Origin of the sequence: Chryseobacterium culicis, from assembly GCF_002979755.1 — a bacterium.
Classification (GTDB): domain Bacteria; phylum Bacteroidota; class Bacteroidia; order Flavobacteriales; family Weeksellaceae; genus Chryseobacterium; species Chryseobacterium culicis_A.
In genome coordinates, this window is record NZ_PCPP01000001.1 from 47,243 (window position 1) to 59,610 (window position 12,368).

General features: G+C 35.1%; 17 protein-coding genes. 8 read left to right on the forward strand and 9 right to left on the reverse strand.

All coding sequences use genetic code 11. From position 1 onward, the window contains the following. Nucleotides 1–106: 106 nt before the first annotated feature. A complete protein-coding gene (locus tag CQ022_RS00225) occupies nucleotides 107–706 on the reverse strand; it encodes a nitroreductase family protein (RefSeq protein WP_105684367.1) in 600 nt (199 codons plus the stop codon). A gap of 84 nt (nucleotides 707–790) precedes the next feature. Between CQ022_RS00225 and CQ022_RS00230 the strand changes: the two genes are divergently transcribed. Continuing rightward, nucleotides 791–1,138, forward strand: coding sequence for a winged helix-turn-helix transcriptional regulator (locus CQ022_RS00230; protein ID WP_105684366.1), 348 nt, complete (start codon nucleotides 791–793; stop codon nucleotides 1,136–1,138). On the opposite strand, the gene rsmD is transcribed toward CQ022_RS00230, so the two are convergent. From rsmD to CQ022_RS00260, 6 genes are all read right to left on the reverse strand, one after another. Next, entirely contained in the window at nucleotides 1,135–1,707 is a 573-nt protein-coding gene (gene rsmD, locus CQ022_RS00235) for a 16S rRNA (guanine(966)-N(2))-methyltransferase RsmD (RefSeq protein WP_105684365.1), read from the reverse strand. The genes CQ022_RS00230 and rsmD overlap by 4 nt on opposite strands. A gap of 84 nt (nucleotides 1,708–1,791) precedes the next feature. Beyond that, entirely contained in the window at nucleotides 1,792–2,508 is a 717-nt protein-coding gene (locus CQ022_RS00240; RefSeq protein WP_105684364.1) for a DUF3822 family protein, read from the reverse strand. An 18-nt stretch (nucleotides 2,509–2,526) separates the two neighbouring features. Further along, nucleotides 2,527–3,021: a Smr/MutS family protein gene (locus CQ022_RS00245; protein ID WP_105684363.1), complete on the reverse strand. Its 495-nt coding sequence runs from the start codon at nucleotides 3,019–3,021 to the stop codon at nucleotides 2,527–2,529. A gap of 102 nt (nucleotides 3,022–3,123) precedes the next feature. Then, nucleotides 3,124–3,621 (reverse strand): metallophosphoesterase family protein, encoded by a 498-nt coding sequence (locus CQ022_RS00250; protein ID WP_105684362.1) that lies wholly within the window; start codon nucleotides 3,619–3,621, stop codon nucleotides 3,124–3,126. Beyond that, nucleotides 3,621–4,070 carry a hypothetical protein gene (locus tag CQ022_RS00255; RefSeq protein WP_105684361.1) on the reverse strand — a complete coding sequence of 150 codons (450 nt, stop codon included), beginning with the start codon at nucleotides 4,068–4,070 and terminating at the stop codon, nucleotides 3,621–3,623. Before CQ022_RS00255 ends, CQ022_RS00250 begins: the two co-directional genes overlap by 1 nt. A gap of 58 nt (nucleotides 4,071–4,128) precedes the next feature. Beyond that, the gene (locus CQ022_RS00260) at nucleotides 4,129–4,593 is read right to left on the reverse strand and encodes a hypothetical protein (protein ID WP_105684360.1); all 465 of its coding nucleotides are present in this window, start codon (nucleotides 4,591–4,593) and stop codon (nucleotides 4,129–4,131) included. 88 nt (nucleotides 4,594–4,681) lie between these two features. Between CQ022_RS00260 and CQ022_RS00265 the strand changes: the two genes are divergently transcribed. Further along, nucleotides 4,682–6,226, forward strand: coding sequence for a serine hydrolase (locus CQ022_RS00265; protein WP_105684359.1), 1,545 nt, complete (start codon nucleotides 4,682–4,684; stop codon nucleotides 6,224–6,226). A gap of 156 nt (nucleotides 6,227–6,382) precedes the next feature. On the opposite strand, the gene CQ022_RS00275 is transcribed toward CQ022_RS00265, so the two are convergent. Continuing rightward, the gene (locus CQ022_RS00275) at nucleotides 6,383–6,859 is read right to left on the reverse strand and encodes a SixA phosphatase family protein (protein ID WP_062675602.1); all 477 of its coding nucleotides are present in this window, start codon (nucleotides 6,857–6,859) and stop codon (nucleotides 6,383–6,385) included. 115 nt (nucleotides 6,860–6,974) lie between these two features. On the opposite strand from CQ022_RS00275, the gene ruvX reads away from it, so the two are divergent. From ruvX to CQ022_RS00305, 6 genes are all read left to right on the forward strand, one after another. Continuing rightward, nucleotides 6,975–7,391, forward strand: coding sequence for a Holliday junction resolvase RuvX (gene ruvX, locus CQ022_RS00280; RefSeq protein WP_105684358.1), 417 nt, complete (start codon nucleotides 6,975–6,977; stop codon nucleotides 7,389–7,391). Continuing rightward, the gene (gene def / locus CQ022_RS00285; protein WP_105684357.1) at nucleotides 7,388–7,960 is read left to right on the forward strand and encodes a peptide deformylase; all 573 of its coding nucleotides are present in this window, start codon (nucleotides 7,388–7,390) and stop codon (nucleotides 7,958–7,960) included. The genes ruvX and def overlap by 4 nt, the downstream gene beginning before the upstream one ends. Nucleotides 7,961–8,035: 75 nt before the next feature. After that, a complete protein-coding gene (locus CQ022_RS00290) occupies nucleotides 8,036–8,593 on the forward strand; it encodes a DUF5606 domain-containing protein (RefSeq protein WP_105684356.1) in 558 nt (185 codons plus the stop codon). Between the two features lie 302 nt (nucleotides 8,594–8,895). After that, nucleotides 8,896–9,663 (forward strand): nucleoside triphosphate pyrophosphohydrolase, encoded by a 768-nt coding sequence (mazG, locus tag CQ022_RS00295; RefSeq protein ID WP_105684355.1) that lies wholly within the window; start codon nucleotides 8,896–8,898, stop codon nucleotides 9,661–9,663. A 58-nt stretch (nucleotides 9,664–9,721) separates the two neighbouring features. Beyond that, the gene (locus CQ022_RS00300) at nucleotides 9,722–10,597 is read left to right on the forward strand and encodes an SdiA-regulated domain-containing protein (protein WP_105684354.1); all 876 of its coding nucleotides are present in this window, start codon (nucleotides 9,722–9,724) and stop codon (nucleotides 10,595–10,597) included. Nucleotides 10,598–10,649: 52 nt separating this feature from the next. After that, complete coding sequence (locus CQ022_RS00305) at nucleotides 10,650–11,465, forward strand: hypothetical protein (protein WP_123864361.1); 816 nt, start codon at nucleotides 10,650–10,652, stop codon at nucleotides 11,463–11,465. Nucleotides 11,466–11,546: 81 nt separating this feature from the next. Here CQ022_RS00305 and CQ022_RS00310 read toward each other — a convergent pair whose 3' ends face one another. Next, nucleotides 11,547–12,269, reverse strand: a complete 723-nt coding sequence (locus CQ022_RS00310) for a hypothetical protein (RefSeq protein WP_105720502.1) — start codon at nucleotides 12,267–12,269, stop codon at nucleotides 11,547–11,549. Between the last annotated feature and the right edge of the window lie 99 nt (nucleotides 12,270–12,368).

The following is a 12,368-nucleotide window of genomic DNA, read 5'->3' on the forward strand; positions in this document are numbered from 1 at the left end:
ATTAAAGGGTAACTAAAAATCTGTGTCCTCTGTGAAATCTGTGGGGAAATAATGTGCAATTTAATTGGTGTTTGTTGTGAAAGAGATCGTGAATTTGTGTTTAAAATTACGCTTCCACAATTACTTTTTCAGCATTCAGTCTTTTCTTTGGATTAAATTTAGGCTGATTGGCATCTGCATCATCTTTCTGCCCGATGGCTACGGCAAATAATGTCTCATACTTTTCATTCTTAAGAATTGCATCATAGCCTTCAGGTTCAATGCCTTCCATTGGAGTAGAATCTATTCCCATGGTAGCACAGGCAGATAAAAGCACTCCTAATGATAAATAAACCTGGTGTCCAAGCCATGATTTTATAGCATCTTCTCCCTTTGGTTTTACCATGGTACGATAATAGCTGACAGACCCTTCCGGAAGATTTTCTTCAATTTGCTTTTCAAAGTTTTCTATATTTTTGATTACCTGAAAAACAATGATGTGGCTGCTGTCCAATACTTTTTCTTTATTAAAGTAAGAGGTATCACCCAATTGTTTTTTCAGTTCCGGATCATTTACAAAAATAAAATTCCATGGCTGGCTGTTAATGGATGAAGGACTCAGATTCAGAATCTCCTGAAGTTCTTCAATCTGTTTTTCGCTGATTTTTCCTTGAGGGTTATACTTTTTTACCGTATACCTGTTTTTCATTTGGTCTAAAAAGTTCATAATTTTATACTATCATTTTTATAGTTACAAAATTAATTTAAGTTTATTAACTTTGCAATAACGGTAAAAAAGGATAGTATAAAAATGTATACAATAGATGATAAAACATACCCATGCTGCACCAGTGTTACCATGAGGTTTATCGGGGGGAAATGGAAGGCTGTGATTTTATTTCACCTGATAGATGGTGCGAAAAGATACAATGAACTGAGAAAAATAATCCCTACCATTACGGAAAGAACACTCAGTCTTCAGCTAAAGCAGCTGGAGGAAGATGATATTATTGACAGAAAAGTATTTACAGCAAAACCTCCACTCATGGTGGAATATACTTTAACGGAATTTGGAAAAACCCTTCTTCCCGTATTGGAAGCCATTACAGATTGGGGGAAAACAGCTCCGGAAAGATCAAAAAAAATAATCAGGAATTAAAGTTCCTGATTATCTTCTTTATTTGGTTCAAAAAAACTGAAACTCACGTTTCCGTATTTTCGTGTATCTATTAGGTTAGGATGTTCCAGCTTCATGCGGCTTTGGTGCTCTACAATAAGAACTCCGTTTTCTTTCAGGTATTTATTGTTTAAAACCAGAGAAATCAATTCATAATACTTCTTCTCTTCCATTTCGAAAGGAGCATCAGAGAAAACAATCTCAAATGACTTATTATTTCTGAATTTTTTAAGCCAGTCGAAGACATCTCCTCGCTGTACATTGATCTGAAGTGCCATATCCAGTTCGGAAGCAGTAGAGTTGATAAATGCAGTGTGCTTCGGGTTCATTTCTACAGAAGTTACACTCTGGCATCCTCTGGAAGCAAATTCAAAGGTGATAGAGCCAATTCCTGCAAAAAGATCAAGAACAGCAATAGACTGCATATCATATTTATTTTCCAGAATACTGAATAAAGCCTCTTTCGCAAAATCGGTGGTAGGCCTTACATCAAAGTTTTTAGGAGCGGCAATTTTTTTGGCTTTCCATTTGCCTGATATTATTCTGAACATATTTTTGTTAGGGTTTAGGTAATAGATTATAGGGGGCAGGTGACTATTTTGGGAGGCTAATCCTCATTACCTGCAGCCTGCAACCTAATTAAGTATAAAATTTTTATTGGGAATATTGTCAAAAACAATTTTTAGGTTTTTAACAAATTTCTGGAGCTCTGAAATAAATGTTTCATTCTCCGTAGTCTCTCCATAAGCATAAAAGCTGGTTTCATTAATTCCGAAACCTATTTTGCTTAATGTAAACATAATGAAGTAAAGAAAATCTACCTCTGAATTGACATCCAGGTTATTATAAAGAATGATTTTTTTATTGTCAATCGCAAAAAATTCACACTGATTGTGATAAAGATTGATGTGAATTTCCTTACCTGTTTTATTATTGACTGAACTTAGAAACTTTTCACCGGAGAAATTAAAATGAGCCGGTATTGCTAGTTCTTTTATCTTTTTATAATAATTTTTCGGGAAAGTATAATAAAACTGAATGTTGAATTTTTTGTTGATAGAAAGCATCAGCTCTTCCTTTTCTCGGTCAGTAGGAGCGTTGAAGGCAATCAGATCAAATCCTGCATCATGTTCAGAAAAACCTTCCGGCATCAGGGTAAAATGATTAAATGCTGAAATCACATGGATTTCCTCATAGCGCTGCTTAATAAGAACTTCGTCCAGCTTTTGCTCAATAAGATTGGCTGGTGTCTCTTCAGTAACGAAATAAGACTTTTCCTCCAGAATGTTTTTGTTTTTAACAATCTGGCAGATCAATCCGTCTTTGGTAAAAAGTAAATTAAGTACGTTCATATTTCAATTCCTGCAAATTTAGTGAAATTCTACCATTACCGCACCCGATTGATGGTGAAGTATTTCCTTATTATAAAAATCAATATTAACCTGGCTTTCCAATACATCCCGAACCATCCTCTGCAAAGTCCCGTCCCCAATACCATGAACAATTTCCAGTCTTTTCAGATTGTTCTTTCTGCAAAACTCAATCACCTCAATCAGTTTTTCCTTTTGTATAAAGAGTCTTTCAAAGCTGTCATAGTCATTGGGATTCTTTACCAAATTATGAAAATGCAGGTCTAAAACCAAATGATTTTTCTGATGTTTCTTGGAAATTACTTTTTTAGGTTCTGGTTTTCTCACAACCCTGATGTTTTCATACAGATCAGCATCTTTAGGAACCAGTTTTTCTTTAGGATATTGATGGGTAAAGCCATATTCATCTTTAAAAACGGCAATATTTCCCTTCACGGAAGTAATTACTCCGCTTAAATCTTCATCTACTACCGAAACCTTATCGCCGATCTTCATAATTTTTAAGACTTGTCTGAACCCAATATTTCTGCAAAGGTAGAAAGTAAAATGGATGAACACAAACTCTCAAACCCTCTCACCCTCAAACCTTCTTTCTCATCAGACTCTCGGGCCCAGTTCTATAACTTCCAGGTCTTTGATTTCTTCACCATCCACTACAAAGCGCATCATTGTTCTTACTTTATGCCAGCCCTGTTTTCCACAGGCACCGGGATTCAGATGGAGCAGACTGTTTTTCTCATCATACATCGCTTTCAAAATATGCGAATGCCCTGAAATAAATAATTTCGGAGCTTTTTCTGCAATTTCTTTCTTCGTAAGTGGCGTGTATTTTCCGGGATAACCTCCGATATGGATCATCAAAACTTCCAGTTTTTCGCAAAAAAATCGGTTCACTTCCGGAAATTCAGCCTGGATTTTAGCATCATCAATGTTTCCGTAAACACCTTTCAGAAGTTTTATTTTTTCCAGCTGTTCTATGACATCCAGATTTCCAAAATCACCACAATGCCATACTTCATCAGCCTGAGAAGCATATTCCAGAATTCTGTCATCAATATAAGAATGAGAGTCGGAAAGGAGAAGGACTTTGGTCATTATCTAATTGTTCTTTCAGTAATATTTTCGTTGTATTTATCTTTGAATACCGCTACACGATCAGGATTTAGCTCTCCGTCATGATTGATCACTCTTTCTTTTAATAACCATTTTACCAGTTTTTCCATTCCTTTTTTAGAATTCATAAAATTGGAGATTTTACCCAAATCGGTAGATTCCACTTTTGTTTTTTCTGTCAGAAAATTCAGGATAAAATAATCATCATTTACATACCTTGGCGTTTCATTATCCATATATCGGTAAAGAAGAATCTCTTCATCATCTTTCATGGAGAAAAATGAATATTGGGCTATATTGATCTTTTCTGCTTTCAGGATTTGTTTCCCATCCAATAAAACTTTATCATCTTTAATGGTTACATCCTGGGAAAAATATAAATTACAGCTTATCATCAGTAAGAAGAAAGCGAATAACCTGTTTACTGCCATTTTACTATTTTTTAAGATTGCAAATATAAAGAAGCTTTAATAAAACGGATCGGAGATCTTAATCCGTAATATTTTTTGTTCTGCGGATAGAATCCAGTTTCTTTTCAATATCCGCACTGAAAACCTTTTTTAGTTTCAATCCGTTTTCTGTAAGTTTTGAAATAACAAAAGTTCCGGTCATATTGGTATTGGAAGGAAATATAATAGTTACGGTAGAATCTGAAGCTTTTTTCCAGCTTCCTATATAACGGTCGGGCTTTTCATTTTTAGTCACAGGTTCTTCCAAAGTATCATATCTTAATGTAGATTTAATCAGATTTCCTGTGATTTTTCCATTTTTTTGAAATCTGATCCCTTCTCTTCTTGCTTCAAAACCATCCTGTTTTTCATAGGTATAAATATAGGTATCCATTTTATTTAGATTCCAGGTTTGTAAAAGCAAAGGATTGGCGGTTCTGTCCTGAGCTTTGAGGCCACTGATAATGAAAAGAGAAAAAATACAGATACAAATAGGCTTTTTCATGAATACAACTGATTTATCGTAAAGTTTTAGCAATGCTGAAATTAGCATCCCTTAATAATTAGTAAATTTGGGAAAATTAAAATAAACAATGAAACAGAAACTTTCTTTTTTCATTTTTCTTTTGACCGTAGGATTGGCCAATGCGCAGGTTGAAGAAAAAAAACTGGATGAACTGATCCAGAATACCCTGAAAACCTTTGATGTACCGGGAATGTCCGTTGGAATTGTAAAAGATGGAAAAATGATCTATTCCAAAGGGTTTGGTGTACGTTCACTTACTTCTAAGCAGCCAATGGATGATAACACATTGGTAGGAATCGCTTCCAATTCTAAAGGATTTACGTGTGTGGCACTAGCTATTTTAGCAGATGAAGGAAAACTTAACTGGGATGATAAAGTTTCAAAATATATTCCTGAGTTTCAAATGTACGATCCTTACGTTTCTCAAAATGTAACAATTAAAGATCTTATTACGCACAGAGCCGGATTAGGGCTGGGACAGGGAGATCTTATGTTTTTTCCGGAAGGAGGAAATTTAACCGTGAATGATATTGTTCATAATGTGAGATACCTGAAACCGGAGAATCCTTTCAGAACAAAATTAGATTATAATAACATCATGTTTGTTGTTGCCGGAGAAGTAATCCACAGAGTTTCAGGATTAAGTTGGGCAGAATTTATTGAGCAAAGAATTATGAAACCTGTAGGAATGACTTCAAGTTTTGGAAGCTACAACAGAGCAAAAGCTACGGCCAACAAAATTGATGCGCATGCACCTGTAGACGGAAAAGCAATTGCTGTTCCTCACGACTGGAATGAAACGGCCAATGCTGCCGGAGGAATTATGAGTAATATTAAAGATATGACAACCTGGGCAGAATGTCTGTTAAATAACTTTACGACTAAAGATGGAAAAAAACTGGTTTCTGATAAGGATGCTCAACAGCTTTGGAGCCTGCAGATTCCAGACAGAGTAGCTGCAAAAAATCCATATGATACAAGTTTTTACGGATATGGTTTAGGATGGTTTCTGAGTGATGTTAAAGGACATAAGCAGGTACAGCATACAGGAGGATTGATCGGAACTGTTACCCAGTTTACCTTAATTCCGGATATGAAGCTGGGAATCGTAGTATTGACTAATCAACAGTCAGGAGCGGCTTTCAATACGATTACCAATACGGTGAAAGATTCTTACCTTGGGGTAGCAGACAGAAACTGGCTGAAAACATACGGCGACAGAATGTCTAAAATGGAGGCTGAATTCAACAAACAGAAAAAAGATGCCTTTGCAAAATCTGAAGTATTCAAAAAAGAAAAATCACTTCAGCCAAAAGCAGAACAGTTCACAGGAACATACAATGATGCCTGGTTTGGTGATGTGGAAATTGCACAACAGGGAAATACCTACAGAATCTCATGCAAAAACTCTCCAAGATTAAAAGGCGAGTTACTTCCTTATTCCAACAATTCTTTCATTATCAAATGGGATGACAGAAGCTATGATGCAGATGCTTATATTATTTTCAATTATGATGAAAACGGAAAAGCAGAATCCGCTAGATTGAAAGCAATTTCTGATGTTACAGATTTCAGTTTTGATTTTGATGATCTGGATTTGAAGAGAAAATAAAAAATGAAATCGCAAAAGATATTCAATAGAAACGGGCTTTAGCCCGTTTTTTTGTTGCCTTTCAAAGAAATTTTTGATTCATAATAAGTCTTCTTCTGTTTCTGGCAAGAGAAAAGAAGGATTACTATTGTGACATAAAAAAATAAGGAAGTGAAGTTATATTTTCCCGGGCTCATAAAAGAAGAGAAGTTTCTTTTTAGCACCATCAAATTCGGACCATGATTCACAGTCTACTTCAAAACCTGCAACTCCGCAAGTGGGGAAATGGAAAATATCCTCAGAAATAGAATTGGCAAAGTTGGAAATTCCATTATTGTGGGAAAAGAAAGCAACCGAATTCAGGTTGTCATCCAGGTCATAAATTACAGATTCAAAACTTCTTTCCGAAGGGTTATATAATTTTTCATCAGTGGAACAGTTCAGCTGATATGCCTGATTAAAAATTTTACAGGTATTCAGCGCGCGTACCGCAGGGCTGGACACAAAATGATCGATGGAAATATTATTGTTTTTCAGGAATCTGGACATGTGCATAGCATCCTCAAGACCTTTGTCTGCCAAAGGTCTGTCAAAGTCCTCCGTTTCCTCCGGCCAATCGCTTTTTGCATGTCTTACGAGGATGAGTTTCTTCATATAATTGTTTTTTGGAAGATTAAAATTATAAAAAAAATAATGGAATAAAACATGATTTATATAAAAAAACTGCGTTATGAATAAAATCAGTAAATTTTACTAAATTTGCAGACTTATGGGACAAATCCTTGCAATAGACTACGGAAAAGCTCGTTGTGGCATCGCTGCGACTGATGATATGCAGATTATAGCCAGTGGCCTGGACACTGTAGAGAACCGTTCTTTAATGGAGTTTTTGAAAAAATATTTCAGCGAAAACAAGGTAAATGACGTAGTAATTGGGCTTCCCATAGATTTGAAAGGAAATGTTTCAGAGGTGGAAACCGATATTTTAAAATTCATTGAAGAATTTAAAAAAGAATTTTCGGATATTGCAGTTCACCGTTTTGATGAAAGATTTACTTCCAAAATGGCTTCATTCTTTATTTCTCAGAGCGGAAAAAATAAGAAAAAGAGGCAGGAAAAAGGATTAATAGATAAAGTAAGTGCAACAATCATATTGCAGAATTTTTTAGAACAAAGATTAAGATGATATTACCGATAAGAGCTTTTGGGGATCCTGTTTTGAGAAAAGTGGGAAAAGATATAGACAAAAATTATCCCGAATTACAGGAATTGATAGATAACATGTTCGAAACCATGTACAGCGCAAATGGCATAGGTCTTGCAGCGCCACAGATTGGTTTGGATATCCGTCTGTTTGTAATAGATGTGACGCCTCTTGCAGAAGATGAGGATTATGAAGATATTAAAGATGAATTGGCAGACTTCAAAAAGGTATTCATTAATGCTCAAATTCTTGAAGAATCTGGCGAAGAATGGAAGTTTAATGAAGGTTGTCTTTCTATCCCGGATGTAAGAGAAGACGTGAAAAGAAAGGGCACAATCGTTATTGAATATTATGACGAAAATTTTGTGAAACATACAGAAACTTTTTCCGATATTAGAGCCCGCGTAATTCAGCATGAATATGACCACATTGAAGGAGTTCTATTTACTGACCACCTAAGTGCTCTGAAGAAGAAACTGGTAAAAGGTAAGCTGACTAAAATCTCTCAGGGTGATGTAAACATCGGTTACAAAATGAGATTTCCAAAGTAATTTAAATAAGGATTAAAAGAAATAATAAAAAGCAAAAAGCTAGTGCTGATTGCAGAATTTACAAAAAATAAAATTATGCTGTTAGAAAAAATAATTTCAATTTCTGGAAAACCAGGACTTTTCAAATTAGTTTCTCAATTAAGAAACGGATTCATCATTGAAGATGTTACCAACAAGAAAAAAGTAAGCATTGGAAACTCAAGCCAAGTAAGTTTATTGGACAATATTGCCATGTTTACATTTGAGAAAGAAGTTCCTTTGTTTGAAGTATTTGAAAATATTGCTAAAAACAACGACTATAAGGAAACGATCTCTCACAAATCTTCTGATGCAGATTTGAAAGATTTTATGCTTGAATCTCTTCCTAACTATGATACAGAAAGAGTATACTCTTCTGATATCAAGAAATTGGCTCAGTGGTATAACATCCTTCATAAAGCAGGATATATCACTCCGGATAGCTTTGTAAAAGCAGAGCCTGAAACTTTGGACGGAGAGCCAGCAACAGAAGAAGTAAGCATTGAAAAAGAAGCTAAGAAAGCTCCAAAGGCAGAGAAACCAGCTGCTCCAAAAGTAAAAGCTACTTCAGCTGCAAAATCAGCTCCGAAGAGTACACACAGAAAACAAGGATAATTCATTTGAATTAAAAATACAAAGCCTTGTCTGGAATATCCGGACAAGGCTTTTTGTTTTTTTATTAGGGAGCAGGACGCAGATGTTGGGTAGCAGATGTTAGGAAGCAGGAAGCAGGGATTAGTGAAATTTTCTGCAGAGTTCAAGCTTCGCCATTATCTTTAAACCTTGAACCTTGAACCTTGAACCTTGGACCCTGTATCTCGTATCCTATTAACCATAAACGTCCAAAGTTTCACACTCAACCTCTACCACAGACCCAAAATATCCCTTACATTTGTAAGATTGAATTTCCACTACTTATGAATACGAAACAGGAGAAACTAGAGGCCTTCGGAAGATTACTGGATATTATGGATGATTTGCGTGAAAAATGTCCATGGGATCAGAAGCAGACATTACAGTCGCTTCGTCATCTTACCCTTGAAGAAACCTATGAGCTTTCAGATGCCATTTTACAGGATGATTTACAGGAAATAAAAAAAGAACTGGGTGATGTTTTGCTTCACTTGGTTTTTTATGCTAAAATAGGTTCTGAAAAAGAGAGTTTTGATATTGCAGATGTTATCAATTCCCTTAATGAAAAGCTGATTTTCCGTCATCCTCATATTTATGGAGATGTTGAGGTGAAAGATGAAGAAGAAGTGAAACAGAACTGGGAAAAATTAAAATTAAAAGAAGGAAACAAATCTATTTTGGGTGGAGTACCGAAAAGCCTTCCGAGTCTGGTGAAAGCCTATAGAATTCAGGATAAGGTGAAAGGGATCGGTTTTGAGTTTCATGATGCAGAAGATGCATGGAAGAAAGTAGATGAGGAGATCCAGGAGTTTCATGCTGAGACTGATCTGGATAAAAAAGAACAGGAACTTGGCGATGTATTTTTCTCACTGATCAATTATGCCAGAATTTCAGGAATCAATCCGGATTCTGCGCTGGAGAGGACCAATCTTAAGTTTATTTCAAGATTTCAAAAGATGGAAAGGCTTGCTGAAGAGCAGGATTTAAAATTGGTAGATATGTCTCTGGAAGAAATGGATGTTCTTTGGGAAAAGGCAAAAAAACTTTCATAACTTTTGATTGGAACAATTAATGCTTCTTACATTCGATTAAAAAAATAAAAATATACCTATGTTACGTTTTCTTATTTTACCTGCTTTGCTTTTATTGAGCTGCAATCCGAAAGCTCAGAATTCTCCTGCTAATGAAGATGAATTAAAAGTTCAGTTTTCCTTACCTAAAAAGTTGAAGGAAGTTTCCGGAATTACTTTGTCGAAAGATAAGAAAACGATCTGGGTAATAGAAGACAGAGGAAATAAAAATGCAATATACGGGCTGAGTGACAAAGGTGATATGCTGGCAAAGATAGCTGTGGAAAGTGCTGAAAATACAGACTGGGAAGACATCATATCAGATACTCAGGGAAATATTTATATTGGAGATTTTGGTAATAATGATAATAACAGACAGGATCTTGCGATCTTAAAAACAGATTTGAAAGACAGCAAACAAATTACTACCAAGGTTGTTCAGACTACGAAATTCCATTATCAAGGACAGACGGAATTTCCTCCGAAAAAATCAAATCTGTTGTATGATTGTGAGGCTTTTGTAGAAATGGATGGTAACTTCTACTTATTCACCAAAAACAGAAGCAAAGGTTTTGACGGAACTTTCCTTGTATTCCAGGTGCCTAATAAAGAAGGGGATTTTGAAGCGAAGTTAATAGGAAGATTAAAGCTTGATGGAGGGTATAACGATGCTGCTATTACCTCTGCTACCATCAACAGTACCAAAGATAAAATTGTACTGCTTACCCATAAAAATGTACATGTTCTTACAGGTTTTACAGCTAACGATTTCAGTGCTGCAAAAATTCAGAAAGTCTCGTTGAATCATAATTCCCAGAAGGAAGCGCTTGTTTTCTTTGATGATAAAACAGTAATGATCGCCGATGAGAAAGGGAAGAATGAAGGTGGAAATGTGTATACTTTTTCTTTAAACTAAATTTTTTAAACTAACTAACTAACTAACTAACTAACTAACTAACTAACTAACCATGAAAAAATTGTTTTACATTTCACTTGTGCTGAGTTTGTTTTCCTGCAGCAACAATGATGACACTACGACAGACACTCCACCTCCAATTGTGCATACAGAAAAAGCTTATGTATATAGTACGGATGGTGTAGGAACAGTACCTAACCCTAAAGAATACTATGAGTTTACTTATGAAAATGGAAATTTAGTCAATGTTAAAGGAAGATTTTTACCTGTATTCTTTCAAATGTTTAACATGTTTTTCTCCGAATTAACGACTCAATTATCTTATAATGGTAACAAAATAAAGGTAAGTGTTTTAGAATTTGCCGGTATTTCCAAACATGATGAATATCTGTATTATATGGAAAACAGCAGACCCCAAAAAGTTGAATATTATTATGTTAATAAAGACACAGGGAATTCTCCCATAGTATATACAAAAACTTACACCTATGAGCAGGATAGAGTAGAAAAGACGTCTATAAAATTTAATAATGCAGCTAATACTGAATATGCTACAACATATTATTATGACGACAAAAATAACCTTACCAAATCTGTGATGCTTGAAACAGGAAATGGGGTAACTTATCAACGAACCACTACTACCTATTCTGATTTTGATAATGCTGCAAATCCATTCAAAAAACTTTATCTCATTAATGATGTTTTCTATGAGAAAAGCTTATCTGCTAATAATTTCAGAACAAAAGAATCTGTTGTTGAAAGATTAAATCCTAATAGCAATGTTCCTCCAAAAATATCGAAAAAAACTTGGACCTATAAATATGATACCAACGGACAAGTCCTATTATACTTCCCAGTACCATAAATGAATAAATAAAACCCCACAGATTTCTCTGTGGGGTTTTTGAATATATGAATGTTAATGAAGTGATTGACGTTTTGCTCGTTACGGAGTAAGATAAGAGATGTGGATATTACCACTTGATAAACGGAAATCCTGGGTATAACGGCAGCGTATTCTGAAGGTTTCTCCCGTATTAAAAAAATTAATGGATGAAAGATTATGATTCAATCCCGTAGTACGCTCTCCATGACCTGTTGATATTCCTGCAAGGGTTGTAAGTGTCGGGGAAACTTTTTGGATATAAGAATTGGCTGTTCCTGCCGTTTGTCCTGATGGATTTAAATTGAGATCATAGGTGGCATAAGGAACAATATTATAAAATCCCGGTTTCACAACTGTGAAAAGACCTGTTGTTGAATTATAAGTTAAATAAGCCGTATCAATTTTATTACTCACATTGAAAATATAGGTTTGTGAATAATTTTCATGCGTACTGACCGGAGTAGAATGGGTACCTGTATAACTGCCGCTTGCCGGACTGATATCTGTTTTGCTTCCAACATAGACTACCTTTAAAAAATTTTCAGATTCAATGGTTTTCCATACCGGAGTATTTCCAGCTCCGTTTGACATTAAGAATTCACCTCTGTTTCCGGAATTTCCTTTTGTTCTGTCATCTCCGCCTACATTCAGATCTTTAACTACCTGAAGCGAGCCGTTGACATGTAATGTATTTTGAGGTGTTGGAGTTTTAATCCCTATCTGTGCATTTAAGTGAATGAACATGACAAATAATGCCATATACAATAGCTTCTTTTTCATCATTTGTTGATTTTTTAATTGCCGCAAAGATAAAATGTTTTTAAAATGTCTATTTTTTAAAGAATTAATAAACATATTGAACTATGTGTAAGTTTGACTTAT

Bases quoted from the DNA above. Each gene is read 5' to 3' on its own strand.
- ruvX (WP_105684358.1), top strand. From the start codon at position 6,975: ATGGGACAAATCCTTGCAATAGACTACGGAAAAGCTCGTTGTGGCATC.
- CQ022_RS00275 (WP_062675602.1), bottom strand. From the start codon at position 6,859: ATGAAGAAACTCATCCTCGTAAGACATGCAAAAAGCGATTGGCCGGAG.
- def (WP_105684357.1), top strand. From the start codon at position 7,388: ATGATATTACCGATAAGAGCTTTTGGGGATCCTGTTTTGAGAAAAGTG.
- CQ022_RS00245 (WP_105684363.1), bottom strand. From the start codon at position 3,021: ATGAAGATCGGCGATAAGGTTTCGGTAGTAGATGAAGATTTAAGCGGA.
- mazG (WP_105684355.1), top strand. From the start codon at position 8,896: ATGAATACGAAACAGGAGAAACTAGAGGCCTTCGGAAGATTACTGGAT.
- CQ022_RS00305 (WP_123864361.1), top strand. From the start codon at position 10,650: ATGAAAAAATTGTTTTACATTTCACTTGTGCTGAGTTTGTTTTCCTGC.
- CQ022_RS00255 (WP_105684361.1), bottom strand. From the start codon at position 4,070: ATGGCAGTAAACAGGTTATTCGCTTTCTTCTTACTGATGATAAGCTGT.
- CQ022_RS00230 (WP_105684366.1), top strand. From the start codon at position 791: ATGTATACAATAGATGATAAAACATACCCATGCTGCACCAGTGTTACC.
- CQ022_RS00300 (WP_105684354.1), top strand. From the start codon at position 9,722: ATGTTACGTTTTCTTATTTTACCTGCTTTGCTTTTATTGAGCTGCAAT.
- CQ022_RS00260 (WP_105684360.1), bottom strand. From the start codon at position 4,593: ATGAAAAAGCCTATTTGTATCTGTATTTTTTCTCTTTTCATTATCAGT.
- CQ022_RS00240 (WP_105684364.1), bottom strand. From the start codon at position 2,508: ATGAACGTACTTAATTTACTTTTTACCAAAGACGGATTGATCTGCCAG.
- CQ022_RS00310 (WP_105720502.1), bottom strand. From the start codon at position 12,269: ATGATGAAAAAGAAGCTATTGTATATGGCATTATTTGTCATGTTCATT.
- rsmD (WP_105684365.1), bottom strand. From the start codon at position 1,707: ATGTTCAGAATAATATCAGGCAAATGGAAAGCCAAAAAAATTGCCGCT.
- CQ022_RS00265 (WP_105684359.1), top strand. From the start codon at position 4,682: ATGAAACAGAAACTTTCTTTTTTCATTTTTCTTTTGACCGTAGGATTG.
- CQ022_RS00290 (WP_105684356.1), top strand. From the start codon at position 8,036: ATGCTGTTAGAAAAAATAATTTCAATTTCTGGAAAACCAGGACTTTTC.
- CQ022_RS00250 (WP_105684362.1), bottom strand. From the start codon at position 3,621: ATGACCAAAGTCCTTCTCCTTTCCGACTCTCATTCTTATATTGATGAC.
- CQ022_RS00225 (WP_105684367.1), bottom strand. From the start codon at position 706: ATGAACTTTTTAGACCAAATGAAAAACAGGTATACGGTAAAAAAGTAT.